The sequence below is a fragment of the Pseudomonas sp. DW-iso3 genome (genome assembly GCF_058725305.1).
In genome coordinates this window covers 394,332-414,649 of the sequence record NZ_JBZXDZ010000006.1, presented here as the reverse complement: position 1 = coordinate 414,649, position 20,318 = coordinate 394,332, and the positions used below count along the sequence as shown (strand labels likewise).

The 20,318-nt window shown below is 61.6% G+C and carries 16 protein-coding genes and 1 riboswitch; of the genes, 7 read left to right on the top strand and 9 right to left on the bottom strand.

Going from position 1 to position 20,318, the window contains the following annotated elements; genetic code table 11:
- Nucleotides 1-105 precede the first annotated feature (105 nt).
- A complete protein-coding gene (locus AC4PS7_RS19755) occupies nucleotides 106-852 on the top strand; it encodes an RsiV family protein (protein ID WP_042571384.1) in 747 nt (248 codons plus the stop codon).
- Here AC4PS7_RS19755 and cytX read toward each other — a convergent pair.
- The gene (cytX, locus tag AC4PS7_RS19750; RefSeq protein WP_198729723.1) at nucleotides 821-2,110 is read right to left on the bottom strand and encodes a putative hydroxymethylpyrimidine transporter CytX; all 1,290 of its coding nucleotides are present in this window, start codon (nucleotides 2,108-2,110) and stop codon (nucleotides 821-823) included. The genes AC4PS7_RS19755 and cytX overlap by 32 nt on opposite strands.
- Nucleotides 2,111-2,276: 166 nt before the next feature.
- Nucleotides 2,277-4,181, bottom strand: coding sequence for a phosphomethylpyrimidine synthase ThiC (thiC, locus tag AC4PS7_RS19745; RefSeq protein WP_010213648.1), 1,905 nt, complete (start codon nucleotides 4,179-4,181; stop codon nucleotides 2,277-2,279).
- A 148-nt stretch (nucleotides 4,182-4,329) separates the two neighbouring features.
- Nucleotides 4,330-4,435: riboswitch (TPP riboswitch) on the bottom strand.
- A 196-nt stretch (nucleotides 4,436-4,631) separates the two neighbouring features.
- Between thiC and AC4PS7_RS19740 the strand changes: the two genes are divergently transcribed.
- A complete protein-coding gene (locus AC4PS7_RS19740) occupies nucleotides 4,632-6,071 on the top strand; it encodes a TolC family outer membrane protein (RefSeq protein ID WP_010213649.1) in 1,440 nt (479 codons plus the stop codon).
- A 120-nt stretch (nucleotides 6,072-6,191) separates the two neighbouring features.
- Here the strand turns inward: AC4PS7_RS19740 and waaA are convergent, their stop codons facing one another.
- Entirely contained in the window at nucleotides 6,192-7,469 is a 1,278-nt protein-coding gene (gene waaA / locus AC4PS7_RS19735; RefSeq protein ID WP_042571382.1) for a lipid IV(A) 3-deoxy-D-manno-octulosonic acid transferase, read from the bottom strand.
- A 23-nt stretch (nucleotides 7,470-7,492) separates the two neighbouring features.
- Entirely contained in the window at nucleotides 7,493-8,383 is an 891-nt protein-coding gene (locus tag AC4PS7_RS19730) for a LysR family transcriptional regulator (protein ID WP_010213654.1), read from the bottom strand.
- A 101-nt stretch (nucleotides 8,384-8,484) separates the two neighbouring features.
- On the opposite strand from AC4PS7_RS19730, the gene AC4PS7_RS19725 reads away from it, so the two are divergent.
- From AC4PS7_RS19725 to AC4PS7_RS19710, 4 genes are read left to right on the top strand one after another with little or no spacing between them, the layout of a single operon-like run.
- Entirely contained in the window at nucleotides 8,485-8,820 is a 336-nt protein-coding gene (locus AC4PS7_RS19725) for a DMT family transporter (RefSeq protein WP_010213655.1), read from the top strand.
- A gap of 55 nt (nucleotides 8,821-8,875) precedes the next feature.
- Nucleotides 8,876-10,051 carry an NAD(P)/FAD-dependent oxidoreductase gene (locus tag AC4PS7_RS19720; protein ID WP_010213658.1) on the top strand — a complete coding sequence of 392 codons (1,176 nt, stop codon included), beginning with the start codon at nucleotides 8,876-8,878 and terminating at the stop codon, nucleotides 10,049-10,051.
- Entirely contained in the window at nucleotides 10,048-10,860 is an 813-nt protein-coding gene (locus AC4PS7_RS19715; protein ID WP_044286544.1) for an aldo/keto reductase, read from the top strand. Before AC4PS7_RS19720 ends, AC4PS7_RS19715 begins: the two co-directional genes overlap by 4 nt.
- Before the next feature lie 41 nt (nucleotides 10,861-10,901).
- Nucleotides 10,902-11,861: a hypothetical protein gene (locus tag AC4PS7_RS19710; RefSeq protein WP_010213662.1), complete on the top strand. Its 960-nt coding sequence runs from the start codon at nucleotides 10,902-10,904 to the stop codon at nucleotides 11,859-11,861.
- Nucleotides 11,862-11,901: 40 nt separating this feature from the next.
- Here AC4PS7_RS19710 and AC4PS7_RS19705 read toward each other — a convergent pair whose 3' ends face one another.
- The 3 genes from AC4PS7_RS19705 to msbA all read right to left on the bottom strand — a co-directional run bounded on the left by AC4PS7_RS19705 (nucleotide 11,902) and on the right by msbA (nucleotide 16,164).
- Entirely contained in the window at nucleotides 11,902-12,828 is a 927-nt protein-coding gene (locus tag AC4PS7_RS19705) for an NAD-dependent epimerase/dehydratase family protein (RefSeq protein ID WP_492179702.1), read from the bottom strand.
- The gene (hldE, locus tag AC4PS7_RS19700) at nucleotides 12,821-14,245 is read right to left on the bottom strand and encodes a bifunctional D-glycero-beta-D-manno-heptose-7-phosphate kinase/D-glycero-beta-D-manno-heptose 1-phosphate adenylyltransferase HldE (protein ID WP_010213665.1); all 1,425 of its coding nucleotides are present in this window, start codon (nucleotides 14,243-14,245) and stop codon (nucleotides 12,821-12,823) included. The genes AC4PS7_RS19705 and hldE overlap by 8 nt, the downstream gene beginning before the upstream one ends.
- 113 nt (nucleotides 14,246-14,358) lie before the next feature.
- A complete protein-coding gene (gene msbA / locus AC4PS7_RS19695; protein WP_010213666.1) occupies nucleotides 14,359-16,164 on the bottom strand; it encodes a lipid A export permease/ATP-binding protein MsbA in 1,806 nt (601 codons plus the stop codon).
- A 158-nt stretch (nucleotides 16,165-16,322) separates the two neighbouring features.
- Here msbA and AC4PS7_RS19690 point away from each other — a divergent pair, with 158 nt between their 5' ends.
- On the top strand, nucleotides 16,323-18,179 hold the full coding sequence (locus AC4PS7_RS19690) for an O-antigen ligase family protein (RefSeq protein WP_042571381.1): 1,857 nt from the start codon (nucleotides 16,323-16,325) through the stop codon (nucleotides 18,177-18,179).
- A gap of 55 nt (nucleotides 18,180-18,234) precedes the next feature.
- Here the strand turns inward: AC4PS7_RS19690 and AC4PS7_RS19685 are convergent, their stop codons facing one another.
- Entirely contained in the window at nucleotides 18,235-19,116 is an 882-nt protein-coding gene (locus tag AC4PS7_RS19685; protein WP_010213668.1) for a glycosyltransferase, read from the bottom strand.
- Complete coding sequence (locus AC4PS7_RS19680; RefSeq protein WP_010213669.1) at nucleotides 19,113-20,261, bottom strand: glycosyltransferase; 1,149 nt, start codon at nucleotides 20,259-20,261, stop codon at nucleotides 19,113-19,115. Before AC4PS7_RS19680 ends, AC4PS7_RS19685 begins: the two co-directional genes overlap by 4 nt.
- Between the last annotated feature and the right edge of the window lie 57 nt (nucleotides 20,262-20,318).

Sequence of the window (20,318 nt, the reverse complement as noted above, 5' to 3'; positions counted from 1 at the left end):
CGGCGGGCGTCAAACTCACTCTAATCAGCTTAGTGGCGAACTGACTGCCCTGCCGGTAGTCGAAGCTCCACAAATTTCGCTCTTATCGCTAGACGAAGGACATCCATGTCGCTTTTAAAAATCGCCTCCGTGGCCTGCATCGCATTGACCCTCGGTGCCTGCCAAAGCCTGTTCCAGCCGAGTTACAAAACCCCGCTGGACGCCACCCGCGACGCCACCGAGCAGAGCAAGCCAGGCTGCGCCAGCGCCGACTGCCCACTGGTGAATATCGACACCGTGCACTTTGCCAAGGAGCCGAAGCTGGATGCACTGATCGAACAGCGCCTGCTGGAAATGACCCGCACCAGCCCGAACGACCCGCTGCCGACCAGTCTTGAGACCTACCGCGAGCAATTCCTGAAAACGGCCGCCCCACGCAACAGCATGTACCTGCAGGCCAAGGTACGTGAACAGCATGACGGCTTGGTGATCATCGAGTTATCCAGCTACCTGGACCAAGGTGCCACCCACGGCGAACCGGGCCGTGCATTCATCAACTATTCGCGCCAGCAGCAAAAGGCCCTGACCCTGACCGACATGCTGTTGCCCGGCAAGGAAGAGGCGTTCTGGAAAGCCGCCCAGGTGGCTCACAACAGCTGGCTGATCAGCACCCGCCTGAGCCTGGAGCCGGAGTATGTGAAAACCTACCCCTTCCAGAAAACCCCGAACGTGGCGCTGACTTATGGCGGCGTGATCCTCAAGTACCCCACCACCACCATCGCACCGTATGCCCTGGGCCACGTCGAGTTGCAGATTCCGTACTCGCGCCTGGAGGGCATCCTCAAGCCTGAGCTGGTGCCCGCGCGCCGCTGAAGACCCGGCCCAGGATGAGTTGCAACAGCCCTGCCAGCACCAGCGCCGGCAGGGTTGCACCGATGTCCGGATACAGATGGGCCAGCAGATGGTAAGTGGCGATACCGCCCAGCCAGGCCAGTAGCGCCGGCCAGCGCAAGTTGGCTACTGCACCCCCGCTACGACGGCGCAGGATGAAATGATCCACCAACACCACCCCAAACAGCGGCGCGAATACCGAGCCGATCAACAACAGGAAGTTCTGGTACTGCGCCAACGGTGCAAAACAGGCGATAAGCGTGCAGATCACGCCGATGGCCAACGCCAGATGCTCAACCTTCAAACGCAGCAACATCCCGCTGGATACCGCCGCCGAGTGAATATCGGCGAAGGCGTTTTCCGATTCGTCCAACAGAATCAATAGAAGCGGAATCCCCAGGCCGGCCCCAGCCAACGCCAGCAACAGCGCGTTGACTTCGCCGCTCGGTGCGAACGCCAGGGTGTAGGCCACGCCCAGGCTCATCAGCCAGAAATTACCGATAAAGAACCCCAGCGCCGTGCCACCGAACACGCTGTGGGCGCGCTTGCCGAAACGCGAGTAATCGGCGATCAGCGGCAGCCACGACAGCGGCATGGCGATGGCGATATCAAAACCCACCGCGAACGGCATCGAACCGTCACCCGCCTTGGCCCAGAGTGTGGCGAGGTCGGCTTTGGCGAACAGGTTCCAGGTGAGCCACAGGCAGGCGGCAAGCAACAACCAGATGCCCCATTTGCGCAAGATCTGGCGCACGAAGGTCAGCGGACCACTGACCGCCAGCAGCGTCGCCAGACCGCCGAAGAATAGGGTCCACAGCAATGGGCTGGCCAATAGGCTGCCTTCACTGAACGCCCGCGTACCCAACAGGCTGGCCGCGTCGCGCATCACGATGATTTCGAACGAGCCCCAGCCGATCAGCTGCAGCAAATTGAGCAACGCCGGCAGGCTCGCGCCCTTCGCCCCCAGGCTCAGCTTGAGCGCGGCCATGGCGGACAGGCCGGTGTCGCTGCCGATTACTCCGACAGCGGCCAGCAGCAGGACACCCACCAGGGTGCCGAGGAAAATCGCCAGCAACGAACCGGACAGGCCCAAGCCTGGCGCGAGCAATGCGCCGGTTTGCAGGACCATCAAGCCGATGCCGAGGGAGAACCAGAGGGAGAACAGGTCGCGGGCGCCGAAGACGCGTTTGTCAGCGGACACTGCAATGTCCGGGGAGTAAGTGCTGGGTTGAATGCTCAAGGGTGTTATCTCTGAGGGACACTGTGTTGTTTTGGAGATCGCTATCGCGGGCAAGCCCGGCTCCCACAAGGGAACGGCTGTGGACACAAAAGCTGTGTACAACGCGATCAACTGTGGGAGCCGGGCTTGCCCGCGATGACGGCGGTGCAGGCACCGCCGCCTCGGATCAGACCTTTTTGTACAGCTGACTCCCTTCCTGCTTGAACCGCTGCGCCTGCTCGGCCAAGCCTTTGGCCACATCCACGTCCACCGCCTCAATGCGCTGGTTGGCCGCGTATTCACGCACTTCCTGGGTGATCTTCATCGAGCAGAACTTCGGCCCGCACATCGAGCAGAAATGCGCGACCTTGGCCGAGTCCTTCGGCAGGGTTTCGTCGTGATACGAGCGCGCGGTGTCCGGGTCCAGGCCAAGGTTGAACTGGTCTTCCCAGCGGAACTCGAAACGCGCCTTGCTCAAGGCGTTATCGCGGATCTGTGCACCCGGATGGCCTTTGGCGAGGTCCGCCGCGTGGGCGGCGATCTTGTAGGTGATGATCCCGGTCTTCACATCATCCTTGTTCGGCAAGCCCAAGTGTTCCTTGGGCGTGACGTAGCAAAGCATGGCGCAACCGAACCAGCCGATCATCGCCGCGCCGATACCGGAGGTGATGTGGTCATAGCCCGGCGCAATGTCGGTGGTCAGCGGGCCGAGGGTGTAGAACGGCGCTTCGTCGCAGCACTCCAGCTGCTTGTCCATGTTCTCCTTGATCAACTGCATCGGCACGTGGCCGGGGCCTTCGATCATGGTTTGCACGTCGTGCTTCCAGGCGGTCTTGGTCAGCTCGCCCAGGGTTTCCAGCTCGCCGAACTGCGCGGCGTCGTTGGCGTCGGCAATCGAACCGGGACGCAGGCCATCGCCAAGGGAGAAACTGACGTCGTAGGCCTTCATGATTTCGCAGATTTCGTCGAAATGCGTGTAGGTGAAGTTCTCTTTGTGGTGCGCCAGGCACCACTTGGCCATGATCGAACCGCCACGAGAAACGATGCCGGTCACACGCTTGGCGGTCAGCGGCACGTAGCGCAGCAGCACGCCGGCATGGATGGTGAAGTAGTCGACGCCCTGCTCGGCCTGTTCGATCAGGGTGTCACGGAACAGCTCCCAGGTCAGGTCTTCGGCGGCGCCGCCGACTTTTTCCAGGGCCTGGTAGATCGGCACGGTGCCGATCGGCACTGGCGAGTTGCGGATGATCCACTCGCGGGTTTCATGGATGTGCTTGCCGGTGGACAAGTCCATCACCGTGTCCGAACCCCAGCGAATGCCCCACGTAAGTTTCGCCACTTCTTCTTCGATGGACGACCCCAGGGCGCTGTTGCCGATGTTGCCGTTGATCTTCACCAGGAAGTTACGGCCGATGATCATCGGTTCCAGTTCGGTGTGGTTGATGTTGGCCGGGATGATCGCGCGGCCGCGAGCGATTTCTTCGCGCACGAATTCGGGGGTGATGATTTTCGGCACGCTGGCACCGAAGCTATGGCCGGCATGCTGCTGGTCGAGCAAGCCGGTGGCGCGGGCTTCTTCCAGCTTCATATTTTCGCGGATGGCGACGTATTCCATCTCGGCGGTGATGATGCCTTTGCGTGCGTAGTGCATCTGCGTAACGTTGGCGCCGGCCTTGGCGCGACGCGGGTTCTTCACGTGGGCGAAGCGCAGCGCGGTCAGTTCGGCATCGCTCAGACGCTGTTGACCGAAGTGCGAACTGAGGCCCGGCAGGCGTTCGGTGTCGTTGCGTACTTCGATCCACGGCGAGCGCACATCGGCCAGGCCTTTGCGCACGTCGATGATCACATTCGGGTCAGTGTAGGGGCCGGAAGTGTCGTACACGGTAACCGGCGCGTTGATTTCACCGCCGAAATCGGTGGGGGTCACGTCCAGGCTGATTTCGCGCATTGGCACGCGGATGTCCGGGCGAGTGCCCTGCACGTAGATTTTTTGCGAGCGGGTAAACGGCTGCACGGAGCCGGAGTCGACCTTGGCCGATTCACTCAGGTGCACGGTGTTTTTCAGTTTTGTACTTTTTATTTCTGTGCTCATCACGGGCTCTCCAACTATCCAGGCGGTGGATTTTTGTCGGAGCGAACCTGGGACGGATGAACGCACTGAAACCAGTGCTGTGCTCTGTGCACGAGGGCTGCTCAATAAATGAACAGCATCCCGGACGAAGCACAAGAGGACTCGCCGGGTGACGAGAAATCTTGTTCCCTACGCAGGCGCTAACCTGATCAGGTTCAACGGGATCCGGTATTTACCGATCTCAGCCTTCCAACAAGGCACCCCGACAAGAACGCGGCCAGTCTAGACCATGCCGCGGGCAAATTGCCAATAGCGGTGCATTCAGCGTGATGAATGGCGTGATTGCGGGATTGTTGCGCCGAGTCAGCACCACTACACTCGGTTGCCGCCACAATGCTTGACGCCAGGAATGGCCCGCCTTAGCCTTGGGCGCTAAATTATCACCGTAATATTTAAACTAGGGATCGCCTCATGCTGCGCAAACTTTCACTGGCTCTCGCCGTGTCTTGTGCGACCAACGGAATGGTCTGGGCAGCTGAAGCGCCCTTGTCCGCCAACACCGACTTGGTCAGCGTCTACCAGGAAGCCGTGGACAACAACGCCGACCTTGCCGCTGCCCGTGCCCAATACGGCGCGCAAAAAGAAGTGGTGCCCCAGGCCCGCGCCGGGCTGCTACCGAACCTGACCGGTGGTGCCGATATCAATAACGTGCGCACCCAGATCGACACGCCCGCCGCCACCGCCAACCGCGACGCGCACTCCTGGCGCGCCACCTTGAGCCAGCCCCTGTTCCGCGCCGACCGCTGGTTCCAACTGCAGGCGGCCGAGGCCACCAACGAGCAGGCTGCGCTGCAACTGTCGGCCACCGAACAGAACCTGATCCTGCAAAGCGCCGAAAACTATTTCGCCGTGCTGCGTGCCCAGGACAACCTGGCCTCGACCAAGGCCGAAGAAAATGCGTTCAAACGCCAGCTGGACCAGTCCAACGAACGCTTTGACGTCGGCCTGTCGGACAAGACCGATGTCCTTCAATCCCAGGCCAGCTACGACACCGCCCGCGCCAACCGCATCCTGGCCCAACGCCAGGTGGAAGACGCGTTCGAAGCATTGATCACCTTGACCAACCGTCAGTACAACTCGATCCAGGGCATTGTCCACACGCTGCCAGTGTTGCCGCCGCTGCCGAACGACGCCAAGGCCTGGGTCGAAACCGCCGGCCGCCAGAACCTGAACCTGCTCGCCAGCAACTACGCCGTCACCGCCGCCGAAGAAACCCTCAAGCAGCGCAAGGCCGGGCATGCACCGACCCTGGACGCCGTGGCGCAATACGAAAAAGGTGACAACGACGCCCTGGGCTTCAGCAACCCGAATGCTTTCGGCACGCCGTACCGTGGCGATGTGGAACAACGCACCATCGGCCTGCGCCTGAGCATCCCGATCTACAGCGGCGGGCTGACCAGCTCGCAAGTGCGTGAATCCTACTCGCGCCTGGGCCAGACCGAGCAGCAGCGCGAAGGCCTGCGCCGCCAGGTGGTGGAAAACACCCGCAACCTGCACCGTGCGGTGAACACCGATGTGGAGCAGGTGCAGGCGCGCCGCCAGTCGATCATCTCCAACCAGAGCGCAGTAGAAGCCACGGAAATCGGCTACCAGGTGGGTACGCGCAACATCGTCGATGTGCTGGACTCACAGCGCCAGCTCTACGCGTCGGTGCGCAACTACAACAACAGCCGCTACGACTACATCCTCGACAACCTGCGCCTGAAACAAGCCGCGGGCACCTTGAACCCAGGCGACTTGCAGGACCTGGCGCGCTACCTCAAGGCTGACTACAACCCGGACCGCGACTTCCTGCCGCCGGACCTGGCCAAGGCCGCCGCCGAACAACTCAAGGCCCGTCCCGGCTATTAAACACAGCGTATAACCAATGTGGGAGCGGGCTTGCTCGCGAATGCGGTGTGTCAGCCAGTGCATCTGGTACTGATACACCGCATTCGCGAGCAAGCCCGCTCCCACAGTTGATTGGTGGTGTCAGCGGGTAAGCAGTTTGTCCAAACCGTCCAGCAGGCGCTTGAGCGCGCCCTGGTTGGCCTGCATCACCTTGAGGCCAGCCTGCGCCATCTTGCGGGCATCCTGCGGCAATTCGAACAACTGGCGCACGGCCTCGGCCAATCCTTCGGCGTCATCCACCTCGCGCAGCGCTCCCGCTTCGCGCATCATCGCCGTGATTTCGAGGAAGTTGAACACGTGCGGCCCCATGATCACCGGCAATGCCAAGGCCGCCGGTTCCAGTGGGTTATGCCCGCCCGTCGCCACCAGGCTGCCGCCGACAAAAGCGCTGTCGGCGAGGGCATACAGAAACAGCAATTCACCCATGGTGTCGCCGAGCAGTACCGCGGTTTGCGCGGTGACCGCGTCGCCGCTGGAACGGCGCACCGTGGCAAAGCCTTGTTGCTGACACAGTTCGAACATCGGCCCGAAGCGCTCCTGGTGACGCGGCACCAGAATCAGCAGCGCATTGGGATAGCTGTCGAGCAGTTGTCGATGCGCCGCCAGCACCACGTCATCTTCACCTTCATGGGTGCTCGCGGCGATCCACACCGGGCGCTCGCTGGCGCCCCATTGCGCGCGTAACGCAGCGGCCCGCGCCGGCAGTTCGGGGTCGATGGTCAGGTCGAACTTGATCGAGCCGGTGACTTCGACGGTTTCCGGGCGAGCACCGAGGCTCAGGAAGCGCTGGGCTTCGGTCTGCGTCTGCACAGCGAAGAGGCTCATCTGCGACAGCATCGGCGCCGTCAGTTTGGCAAAGCGTGCGTAGCCCTTGGCCGAGCGCGCCGACAACCGTGCATTCGCCAACGCCACTGGAATCCCTCGCTGGGCGCAGGCGTGGATATGGTTGGGCCACAGCTCGGTTTCCATGATCACTGCCAGTTTCGGCTGCACGCGATCGAGGAAACGTTTGGCGGCGCACGGCAAGTCATACGGCAAGTAGCAATGCTGGATGCGCGGCTCGTTGGCGAACAACGCCTGGATGCGCTCGGACCCGGTGGGCGTCATACTCGTGACGGTGATCGGCAGCGTCGGATAACGCGCCAGCAACCCGCGCACCATGGGCGCGGCGGCAATGCTCTCGCCCACCGACACGGCATGCACCCAGATCCCGCCCGGCTGCATCACCGGCAAGCCATAGGAGAAGCGCTCGCCGACGCGCTTGGCATAGGCCGGCGCCTTGCGCGCGCGCAGCCACAGACGTAAAGCCACCAAGGGCAGCGCCAGGTAAAACAGACAGCTGTAGAGAGTTCTATTCATGGCGGCGGAGTTTATCGGCTTTTTCAGTCGATCGCCTGCAAGCACTCGGCAAATCGTTTGGCCAGGAAGCGTGCGGCAGGCCCCAGATGCTCGTCGCGCCGCCAGACCAGCTCCACCACCAAGGCCGGCGGCGTCCATTCGCTGTCCAGCTCAACCATTTGTTGCTGATAGGTCGGGTACTGCACGATATGCCGGGGCAGCCAGGCCCAGCCCAGGCCGCTCATCAGCCATTCGGCCAACACGTAGAAACTGTCGGCGCGCCACACCAACGGGCTGGCGGCTTCGCTGCCGGGGTAGACGCTGGTCTGGGTCGACATCAACAACTGACGGAACTGCGCCAGACGCTGGCACGTCACGTACGGTTCCTTGGCCAGCGGATGATTCACGCCGCATACCGTGACCATCTCCACACTGCCGACAACCCGTCGCTCCAGGGCTTCGGGGATTTGATCGTGATAGAACAGCAGACCCAGGTCAGCCTTGCGCTCCACCAGCTTACGGGCCACATCGCCCTGCGCGGCGCTGGACAGCTGCACTTCCAGCAACGGGTACTTGCCCGCCAGCGCCTCCAGGCTATCGAGTACCGGCTGAAACAGCATGGCTTCATCCTGGGCCAGGCGCAGGCAAGCCTCCTCGCCGCGGGTCAGTGACAGTGCCCGGCCATTAAGCCGTTCACACTGGCGCAACACTTCGCGTGCCTCCTCCAGCAATACGCTGCCGGCTTCCGTCAGCCGCGGTTGGCGGCCGCTGCTACGCTCGAACAGGCTGACGCCAAGGTCCGCCTCCAGCATTGCAATCCCATTGCTCACCGCCGACTGCGCCTTGCGCTGCTGACGCGCCACGGCCGAAAACGAACGGTGTTCGGCGACGCTGACAAACAGGCGCATTTGCTCCAGATCCCACTGCACACTCATGGCTCGACCCATCTCTTATTCGGATAGGTAATGACTTTACCCCATCTGACTGAACGCTAGAATGCCAGCCTTATCTGATTGCTTTACCCGAGGATTGACCCATGAACGTCGCTTACTACTACTTGGCCATTGCCATCTGCTCGGAAGTGATCGCCACCGTTTCCATGAAGGCCATCAAGGGCTGGAGCACGCCGATCCCCCTGCTGCTGGTGATCGTCGGCTACGGTGTGGCGTTCTGGATGCTGACGCTGGTGGTGCGCACAGTGCCGGTGGGCGTCGCCTACGCCGTGTGGGCCGGGATGGGCATTGTGATGGTGAGCATCGCGGCGCTGTTCATCTACGGGCAGAAGCTGGATATCCCGGCGATGCTGGGGATGGGCCTGATTGTGCTGGGCGTGGTGGTGATCCAGTTGTTTTCGAAAACCGCCGGGCACTGACCACCCTTCAACACGCTGTATACTGCGCCTCTTGTCTTGAACACTGAGGTTGCCCATGCCATCCGTTATGTCCACCGACGTTCTGATTGTCGGCGCCGGGGTTGCAGGCCTCTGGCTGAATGCGCGCCTGCGCCGCCAGGGGTTTTCCACGGTGTTGGTGGAAAGCGCCACCCTGGGTGGCGGGCAAAGCGTGAAGTCCCAGGGGATCATTCACGGCGGAGCGAAATACGCCCTGCACGGTGCGCTCACCGGCGCCTCCGAAGCCATTGCCGACATGCCGCGCCGCTGGCGTGAAGCGCTGGCGGGTAACGGTGAGCTGGATCTGACCGGCGTGCGCCTGTTGTCCGACGCTCATTACCTGTGGTCCCCCGGCACGCTCGCCGGCAACCTCACCAGCTTTTTCGCCAGCAAGGCCGTGCGCGGCCGTGTCGATCAGGTCAAGGGGGACGACCTGCCGCCTGCCCTGCAAGACCGTCGCTTCAAGGGCAAAGTCTATCGCCTGGCAGAGTTGGTCGTTGACGTGCCGAGCCTGATCGAACGCCTGGCCCAGCTGGCCGGTGATGGTTTGCTCGCCGGACAACATATCGAACCCTTGCGTGAAGGCAACACACTGGTGGGTTTGAACGTGGACGGCCGCGAGATCCGCGCCCAACGTATCGTGTTGAGTGCCGGCGCCGGCACGGCGGACCTGCTGACCGCGCTGGGTCTGAACCAGCCAGCGATGCAAAAGCGCCCGTTGCACATGATCATCGCCAAAGGCCCCGGCCTGAAACCGTTGTATGCCCACTGCCTGGGGGGCGGCACCAAGCCGCGCATCACCGTCACCACTCACCCGGCAGCCGATGGCAACTGGGTGTGGTACATGGGCGGCGACATTGCCGAAGCCGATGGCGTAGCGCGCACACCGGAAGAACAGATCGCCACCGCGCAGAAAGAGCTGGCGCAATTGCTGCCGTGGATCGACATGAGCCAGACCCAGTGGGCCACTCTGCGGGTCGACCGTGCCGAGCCGCTGCAATCAGGCCTGACCCGTCCCGACAACGCTTTCATCGCCGAGGAAGGCCGCCTGCTGGTGGGCTGGCCGACCAAACTGGCACTGGCGCCGGACTTCGCCGATCGGGTGATCAACCGCCTGGAACGTGACGGGATCCGCCCGACTGCCAGCGAGCCTCTACCCGCCCTGCCAAAACCCGCCATCGGCGTACCTGCCTGGGAGCAATTGTTGCCATGAGCCTGCCCACCCTTCACGACCTGCATCGCCCCCTGGGCAGCACCGGCCTGATGGTCTCGCCACTGGGCCTGGGCACCGTCAAGCTGGGCCGCGACCAAGGGGTGAAATACCCCAGCGGTTTCCAGATTCCTGGTGACGACGAAGCCCGCATGCTGTTGCGACAGGCTCGCGAACTGGGCATCAACCTGATCGACACGGCGCCGGCCTATGGCATGAGCGAGGAACGTCTGGGCCCGCTGCTGCGTGGCCAGCGAAAGGACTGGGTGATCGTCAGCAAGGTCGGTGAAGAGTTCGAGAATGGCCTGTCCAGCCACGACTTCAGCGCGGCCCACACCCGCCTGTCGATCGAGCGCAGTTTGAAACGACTTGAAACCGATTTTATCGACATGGTGCTGGTGCACTCCGACGGCAACGACCTGCACATCCTCAACGACTGCGAGGTCTACCAGACGCTGGCCGAGTTGAAAAAGGAAGGCAAGATCCGTGGTTTCGGCTTCTCCGGCAAAACCGTAGAAGGCGGCGTGAAGGCTCTGGAACAGGGCGATTGCGCCATGATCACCTACAATTTGAACGAACAGACCGAGAAAGCCGTCATTGATTATGCATCGGCCCATGGCAAGGGCATCCTGGTGAAAAAGGCATTAGCCAGCGGCCACGTGTGCCTGGAGCCTGGAATGGATCCAATTCGGGCGAGTTTCATGCTGTTGTTTGCGCAAACGGGCGTCGCCAGTGCTATTGTCGGGACCATTAATCCGCTGCACCTGGCCCATAACGTGGCGACCGCTGCCCAAGTCATTCGTCAACTCTGATGCCGCCCACGCGGCCGACCCCGTCGCAAGAAGGAGCCGACATGCCGCGAACGCTCATAAGAAAAAACCCCAGCAACTTCAAGACACTGCCGCTGCACGTCGAAGCCACCCCCGAAGGCCTGAGTTACCAGAGCGTCGGCATGCCGCTCAATTTTGCCCAGACCCTGCAACGCCGCAAACCGGTGGAGGTGGCCGACCCGGAACGCTTCGCCCTGGAGCTGGCCAACCTCGGCGTATCCGTACGCCTGACCCTGCATTGGCAGAACCGCGATTATTGGGTGCTGGTACGCCAGCGCCGCCAGGACCGTGGCGACGTGGTCCTCAAGCTGATTTCCGGCTATGTGCCCGCCCACGAACTGAACCTGCCGCTGCACACTGCGATCCAGGAAATTGCCGAAGAGTGCCTGCTGGAAACCCCGGAAGGCTGGCTTGGCGGACGCTTCAACGACACCTGGCTACCGGCGCCCTATTCCGCCGCGCTGCATTATCGTGAAGCCTTGCCCTTTCGCCTCAGCCCGCTGTCCGGTGCCGCCCGCCCGGTACGTTGCGCCACCACTCAATTGATCGAGCGCCCCCGCGCCTACGTGCACCTGCCCACCGCCTCCCTGCAATTGATCTACGACCTGCGCCTGGAAGTGCCCAAGGAAGCCAAGTCCCTGAGCCTGTTCCATGTGGACGAGCGCCTGGAAGGCGATCAACTGGTGGCACGCCTGGACCGTCAGCGCCCCGACCTGTACCTGATGCCGCTGAAAGATGGCCAGCCTCTGGCCGAGTTGTACACCGTCAAGAAAGACCAGCTGTACCCGGCAAGTACTCGCGGCTTGTACCTGGCGGAGAGCTTCGCCCAACAGGAAGGCTGGCTGGTGCGTGAGGAGCGGATTCGCTGGAAGGATTGGCTACGCCAACAGGGTTTGGCTATGCCTGAGAAAGAGTCGAAATTGAAGCGCCTGGCACAGCGGGTGTTGCGCAAGATCGTGCCGAAGAAAAAAGCCAAGGCTTGAATGTGGGAGCGGGCTTGCCTGCTCCCACACTTGATTGCGTTCAGCCTTCGAGCAAGCGCTCCAGCCCAACCTTCAACGGCGTGGGCTCCGGCAGCGTGAAGCTCGCCAGCAAGCGCTGGTTATTCGCCCGTGAATGCCGGATATCCCCGGAACGCGCCGGCCCGTAAGTCACCGTTGGCAGCTTGCCGACGATTTCTTCCAAGGCCTGCAACACCTGCTTGAGGGTGGTGGTGCGGTTCCAGCCCACATTGATGGCGCTCAACGGTGCCGACGGCGCTTCAATGGCCTGCACCAGCACGTCCACCAGGTCTTCCACGTACATGAAGTCACGGGTTTGCTCGCCATCGCCAAACACGGCAATCGGCACGCCCTGCTGCGCGCGCTCGCTGAAGATACTGATCACGCCGGAATACGGCGATGAGGGGTCCTGGCGGGGGCCGAAGATATTGAAGAAGCGAAAAATCACCGGCTCCAGGCCATGCTGGCGACGGTAGAAGTCGAAGTAGTGCTCGCCAGCCAGCTTGTCGGACGCATAGGGCGTCAACGGCGCCTTGGTGGTTTCTTCGTCAATCGAAGCGCCTTCGCCATTGTTGCCATAGACCGCGGCGCTGGAGGCATACACCACACGTTTTACGCCGGCCTTGCGCATAGCTTCGCAGACATTCAAGGTGCCGACGAAGTTGCTCTGGTGCGTGCTGACCGGATCATCCACCGACGCTTGCACCGAGGCCACTGCCGCCAGGTGCACCACCGCCGTTGTGTCGACGGCGGCGCGGGCCACCAGCTCGGCATCGGCTACATCACCTTCCAGCAATTCAACGCGCGGATTGTCCAGCGGCAGGTTGCTGCGCTTGCCGGTGGACAGGTTATCCAGCACCCGCACGCCGTAGCCTTTGGCAAGCAGCGCATCGACCAGGTGCGAGCCGATAAAACCGGCGCCACCGGTGATAAGAACGCGTTTACTCATTGTTGCGGATTTTCTCGACAATGGCCGTGGTCGAGCTGTTTTCGACCAAGCCCAGCACTTTGACCTTGCCGCCGTAGGCACTGACGATATCCGCCCCGACAACCTGGTCGACGGAGTAATCGCCACCCTTGACCAGCACGTCGGGCTTGACCTGGGCCAGCAGGTTTTCCGGGGTCGCTTCAGGGAAGCTGATCACCCAGTCCACCGCGCCCAGCCCCGCGAGCACTGCCATGCGACGGTCGACACTGTTGATCGGACGGCCAGGGCCTTTGAGGCGGCTGACCGACGCGTCGTCGTTGACCGCAACGATCAGGCGATCACCTTGGGCGCGCGCCTGCTCCAGGTACGTCACGTGACCGGCGTGCAGGATGTCGAAGCAGCCATTGGTGAACACAATGCTCTCGTTGTGGGCACGGGCGTCGTCAATGGCCAGCAGCAGTTGTTCGATGGTCAGTACACCGCGCTCCGAACCTTCGGAGCGCTGGATCGCACGCCGCAATTCAGGCGCGCTGATGGCAGCGGTACCCAATTTGCCCACCACAATGCCTGCCGCCAGGTTGGCCAGGGCCACAGCGTGGGGCAGTTCTTCGCCCGCCGCAATCGAGGCGGCCAGGGTGGAAATCACGGTGTCGCCGGCGCCGGTCACGTCAAACACTTCGCGGGCACGTGCCGGCAAGTGCATCGCCGGGTGGCCCGGACGCAGCAGGGTCATGCCGTGCTCACCCCGGGTCACCAGCAAGGCGCCCAAGTCGAGATCGGCCATCAGCGCCGCGCCCTTGGTCACCAAATCGTGCTCATCGGTGCAACCGCCGACAATGGCTTCGAACTCACTGAGATTAGGCGTGATCAGGCTGGCTCCGCGATAAATCGAGAAGTCCTTGCCCTTGGGATCGGCCAGTACCGGAATGCCCTTGGCCTTGGCGGCCTGGATCAGTTCCTGGTGATTCTTCAAGGCGCCTTTGCCGTAGTCGGACAACACCAGCACCTTGATGCCTTCGAGCAACTGATCGACCTGGCCACGCAGGGCAAGGGCGTCAGTGGTGAAGGGTTCTTCAAAATCGATACGCAGCAATTGCTGGTGCCGGCTCATGACCCGCAGCTTGACGATGGTGGGCTGGTGGGCGATGCGCTGGAACAGCGCGCGCACGCCAGCACCGCGCAGGCTGTTGGCCAGGCTGTCGGCGGCTTCGTCGTCGCCGGTCACGCCGACCAGGGAGGCTGGGGCGCCGAGGGCGGCAATGTTAAGGGCAACGTTGGCAGCGCCACCTGGACGGTCTTCGATTTGCTCGACCTTGACTACCGGTACCGGTGCCTCAGGGGAAATCCGTGAGGTACCGCCATGCCAGTAACGGTCGAGCATGACATCGCCGACCACCAAGACAGGGGCTTGATCGAATCGCGGCATGGACAACTTCATGGAGCAACCCACATACAAAATGAACAGGGGCGCGATATTAGCACAGGGTTACAGGAGGATTGCGGGAGGGTTTTGCAATGCAGGAGCCGGCAAGCCGGCTCCTGCACAGAAGGTCAGGTGATGTCGGCGGAAACCGGCGCATCCAGTCCCATGGCGTGCAGGCGGGCATAGTAGCCGTTCTGTGCCAACAGTTCGCCGTGGGTGCCACGCTCGACAATCCGGCCATCGTCCATCACCAGGATCAGGTCAGCTTTCTCGATGGTGGACAAACGGTGCGCGATCACCAGGGTGGTGCGACCTTGCATGACCTTGTCGAGCGCCGCCTGAATGTGGCGCTCGGACTCGGTGTCGAGGGCCGAGGTGGCCTCGTCGAGAATCAGCAACGGTGCGTTCTTCAGCAGGGCACGGGCAATAGCCAGGCGCTGGCGTTGACCGCCGGACAGCAGCACACCGTTTTCGCCGACCTGGGTATCGAAGCCCTTGGGCAACTGGTCGATGAAGTCCTTGGCATTGGCATCCGCAGCCGCCGCCTCAACCTCCGCACGTGGTGCGCCGGCCAGGTCGCCGTAGGCGATGTTGTTGGTCACGGTGTCGCTGAACAGCGTCACGTGCTGGGTCACCTGGGCGATGTGCTTGCGCAGGTTGAGCAGCTTGTAGTTCTCGATCTCGATGCCGTCCAGCAGGATCTCGCCGCTTTCATGATGATAGAAACGCGGGATCAGGCTGGCCAGGGTCGATTTACCGCTGCCCGAACGCCCTACCAGGGCAATCATCTGCCCTGGCTCGGCGGTAAAGCTGATGTCCTTGAGCACATGGCGCTCGGTGCCTGGGTAGGTGAAATTGAGGTTGCGTACGTCAAGACGACCGCTGACTTTGTCACGCTCGATCGTGCCGCGATCAACTTCGACCTCTTCGTCCAACTGTTCAAAAATGCTTTCGGCGCCGGCCACACCCTTCTGGATCGTCGAGCTGACTTCCGAGAGCTGACGAATCGGCTTGGGCAACAGGCCTGCCAAGGTGATGTAGGCCACCATGTCACCTGCCGAGGCATCGCCGCGAAGATAAAGGACCAGGAACATCAGCACCGCCATCGCGGTGTAGATCACCAATTGCAGCGCCGGCGTGTAGATCGCGCCGGTACGGGTCATGCGCAGTTGCTTGTTGGTGTTGCTCTGGCTGGCCTTGAGGAAGCGTTTTTCCTCGTAGACTTCGCCACCAAAGCTGCGCACCACGCGATAGCCCTGGATGGTTTCCGACGCGACGTGCGTCACGTCGCCCATGGCCACCTGGATCTTCTTGCTCTGCTTGCGGAATTTCTTGCTGGCCGTGCTCACCATCACTGCAATCAACGGCAGGATAGCGATCATCACCAGCGTCAGGCGCCAGTTCATGAACAGCAGCGAGGCGAACAGAAAGATCACCGTCATGCCTTCACGGATCACCACTTTGATAGCGTCAGTGGCCGCGCCCGTGACCATGGTCACGTTGAAGGTGATGCGGGAAATCAGGTGCCCGGAGTTGTGGTTGTCGAAATAGCGGTTCGGCAGTGTCAGCAGATTGTTGAACAACTGCACCCGCAGGTCGTGCACCAGGCCCAGGGAAACCTTGGCCAGCAGGTAGTTACCGAGGAACGAACCAAGGCCCTGCCAGGCGGCGATCAGGATGATCAGCAGCGGCACCGCCTGCAGCAACTGCAGGTCCCGCAGGAATGGCACGCTGGGGAACAGTACGGCTTCAGGATTGGACAGACCGTCGACGAAGTACTTGAGGATGTACCCCAGCATGGGCTGGGTCGACGCGAAAATCAGAAATCCGAGGATACTCAATGCGAACAGACCCGCATAGGGTCTGACATAGCTGAGCAGACGGAAGTATATTTTCAAGCTCGAAGGGCTTGCGCTCGGACTGGAGTCGGTCATATCACGCGGCGTTTTGAAAAAGGAGGCTGACTTTAGCACAGCTTCTCTGTTGTACTTGCACCCTGCATGACCCACAGCCTGGTCGGTCCCGACCAGCGACATTATATAGCCACTACTTTAAGATGGTCGGCTTTCTCTAAATGGAATGGCTTTTCTGTATGCACTCCAAGCGCCTGATCTATGGCTCAAATCGCGTTTTCGACTTCCTGGTCCTATGGATTTTGCCCATTGGCTTGTTGTTGTTACTGAGTTCGCTGTTCTTCGTGTCCAACCGCAACGTGCTGCATCGAATCGTCTACATCCTGTTCAGCGTACCGACCCTGTTCATGTTGTGCATGCGCCCTCGGGAGTTAAAGGAGTTACTGCGTGAGCCCCTGGCGCTCGCATTCCTGGCCTTCTCTGCCTGGGCCCTGGCCAGCCTGATGTGGAGCCCCGAGCCCACCACCGACACCGACCTGTTCAAGCGCCCGCTCAATACCTTCATGCTGTTTGGCGGCTGCGGTCTGTTACTGCATTACCGCAACGAACTGTTCAAACCGATCTTCTTCAGTGCTGCTGTGATTGCACTCGTGGTGAGCTTGTGCAACCTGGTGGCCTTCGTCAAAGGCTTCGAACCGGGCATGCGCATGATCGGTGGGCGTGGCGCCCTCGACAACCCGCTGCTCAGCTCTCATCTATTCGGTTTCTTCTGCGTCTACTGGCTATATGTCTGCATGACCACCCAGCGCCTGAACGTCCTGTGGTTCAGCGCCCCGGCTCTGGCGGTCATGCTCGCGGCGGTTCTGGCCACGGGCTCACGCACACCGTTGGTCGCCCTGACACTGACCATCCTGTGGATGACCTTCGTCAGCCGCAACCGCCGCTCAGCCTTGCTGATAGCCGGCATGATCCTGGGCGGCGTCGGGCTTCTGCTGCTCTACCCCGAACAGATCACCACTCGCGGCAGCTCGTTCCGCTTCGAATTGTGGGGCATGTCCCTGCAGCGCATTGCTGAACATCCTTGGATCGGCCACAGCTATGACTCCGAGTTGTACCTGACCCTGTCCGACGGCTACGAGCTGCGCGAGCCGCACAGCTTTGCCCTGGGCGTGCTGTATTACGTCGGGATCATCGGTTTTATCCCATGGATCTTCATGCTCGGCTGGGGCCTGTATAAAGGCCTCAAAGAACGTGCGCAACCACTGTTTATCCTGGCATCGTCGCTGCTTGCCTATGGCATCGGCGCCGGATTGACCGAAGGCGGTGGCATCCTGTCACGCCCCAAGGAGCACTGGTTCCTGCTGTGGATTCCACTGGCCATCATCACCGGCCTGAGCATGGCCCAGCGCCGTCGCAGCCTGCTGCGCATACCGGTGCAAAACCTGCTGCCTGAAGGCTTTAATCAACTGTGCGCCGATGCCCACGTGATCGAAGCCGACGGCCTGGGCCCGAAGGTCCTGCGCCTGGCCGACGGTCGTTTCCTCAAAGTGTTCCGCCCACGCCGGTGGTATACCTCTGGCAGCTTCAACCCCTATTCCGAACGGTTTGCCAGCAACGCCGAGCAATTGCGCACCCTGGGTATCCCCACACCGCAGATTCTGGGCCTCTACCGCCTGCCCGATGCAAGCAGTGCTGTCAGCTATTCGCCACTGCCCGGCCTGACCCTGCGCCAGGCCCTGCAAAGCCTGGACAACAGCCTGCGCGAATCGCTGATCGAACGCTTCGGCCAGTTCATGGCCCAACTGCATGAGCGCGGCGTGTACTTCCGCTCACTGCACCTGGGCAACGTTCTGCTGATGGACGACGGCGAGTTCGGCCTGATCGATATCGCCGACCTGCGCATCTACCCGTCGCCGCTGCGCAACGCCTTGCGCCAGCGCAACCTGCGTCATATGCAGCGCTACCCGCAGGACCGCGCCTGGTTATTTGAGACACACTTCGAACAGCTGGCCAAAGGTTATGCGTCGGTTGCCAGTCAAGGCGCCACGGCGAAAATCCGCGAGCACGTACTGGCGCTGAGCCGCCCCGCCGTCTGATAAAAAAAGGCGACTATCACTGCTGATAGTCGCCTTCTTCACTGCGCCTGCCGCCTCACGCCCTGAGGGGTGCCAGATACAATCGCACCAAGCCACGCAAGGTCTTGCGCCCCCAGAACTTCAACGGGATCTGCTTGAGTATCTCTCGCGCCAGCGGCCGGTCACGGTCGGCGGTCTTCAAGAACATCGAGTTCAGGAAGTTGTAGCGCACCGCGTCGTAGGCCGGATGCTCGCTGAAATGGGCATAGGTCTTGAGAATGTTCTGGATCATGTAGCGGTGGTTCTTGTAGGTGTTGTTCGCGTGCTGCCGGTAGCGCGCCATCACCACGCCAAGAGCGTCGATGGTGTAGCCGGCAGCCGTGATCTTCAGCTGGATCAGCAGGTCTTCCAGAGGAATCAACGGGTCGAAACCACCCACTTCTTCCAGCACTTCGCGGCGAATCAACATGGTCGGCGCTGGCGGGAAAGGCTTGCGGTCCATGAACATGTCGTCGAAATCCAGGCTGCGAAAGGGCACGTCGCGGCGCTGCTTTTTCTCCGGGTGCAGGTTGCCATCACCATCGATCAGCTCGATATTACCGGCGCACATGCCCACCTTCGGCTTGTCCGCCATATAGGCCACCTGGATGGCGAGACGGTCCGGCAGCATGATGTCATCGGAGCCGAACGGTGCGATCAGGCTGCCCTTGGCGCGGGCGATGGCAGCGTTGAGCGTGGCGGTCAGCCCCTGATTCTGCTGCACCTGGAAATCAAAGCCGTGCTTGGCCTGCAAGCGCTGGATGCGTTCGACACTGTCATCCGTGGAGCCGTCATCCACCACCAGCAGTTCGATATTCGGGTACGTCTGGCCGAGCACGCTGAGGATGCTCTCTTCGATATACCGGCCGTGGTTGTAGGACGCGATAATCACTGAGACCAGGGGTTGTTGCGCTGTCATGCTCTACCTACTTCTTTCAAACCGGTTTCGATGAGGTTCAGGTACTTCTGCTGGAACTCGGCCAAGGCGTGGTTCTCTTCCAGGTAACGGAACACCTGCTCACCCTTGGCGCGCAATTGCTCATCGCTCATGGCCAAATAAGTGTCCAGGGCAGTTGTCAGTTGCTCGACATTGCCCGGCTCGTGGGACAAACCGCCCGCCCCTTCTACCAGGGGCAGCATGGCCGGCCCGTTGGAGGCAATCACCGGCAGGCGCCCGCTCATGCCTTCCAGCAGCGCCAGGCCCAGCCCCTCAAGCAAGGAAGGCATGGTCCAGATATCGAAGGCACGCACATACTTGAGGCCATCCTCGCGAAAACCCAGCAGGTGCGCACGGCCGGTGAGACCGAGGCGCTCGATGTCTGCGCGCAAATCCGCCTCGGCACGGCCGGAACCGATGATGCCGACCTGGGCGTTGGGGTATTTGTCCTTGAGGCGGGCGAACGCCTGCAGCAGGTGCGTGTGCCCCTTGATCGGCACCAGGCGCCCCAATGCGCCGATGATTCGCGCGTCGAGCGGCAGCCCGAGCGCCTGGCGCGCCTGCTCGCGCGGCAGCTGCAAGGCTTCGGCCTGCGGAATATCGATGGCGTTGGTGACGAAGGTGGTGTTCTCTCGGGTAAAACCGCAGTTGAGCCCGACGAGGTAATCCCTGACCGCCGCCGACACCCCGACAAAGCGCCAGGCCGGGCTGACCAAACGACGCGTCTGGCGCCGGCGATAGGCGCGCTCGTACTCGCCGAAACCGTGAGAGATACCAATGCACAATGGGATCTTCAACCAGCGGTTGAGCGACAGCATCATGTTCACCGACTTGAAGCGATTGCAGATGACCACGTCGAACTTCTGCTCGCGGCAGTACTTGTAGATTTCCCACATGGCGCCCAGGCGAATGCCCTTGAGAGCCTTCTCGGGAAACTCGAAATACTTGGAATGATCCGCCACGCTCAACGGCTGGCCCGGCTGCGGTCGCCCGCTGAGAAAGGCCGACGTCACCTCGAATCGCTCGGTCGGCAACGCCTTGACGATCTGCTCACCGAGATCGGCGAAATCATTGAGTTTGACGTTGTAGTCAGGCTGCAACTGCAAAACCTTGAAACGAGGCTTCATATCACTCCATGAGGCAATCGGGCTGCTACGCGCACGCAGCCCGACGAAAAAAGTCAA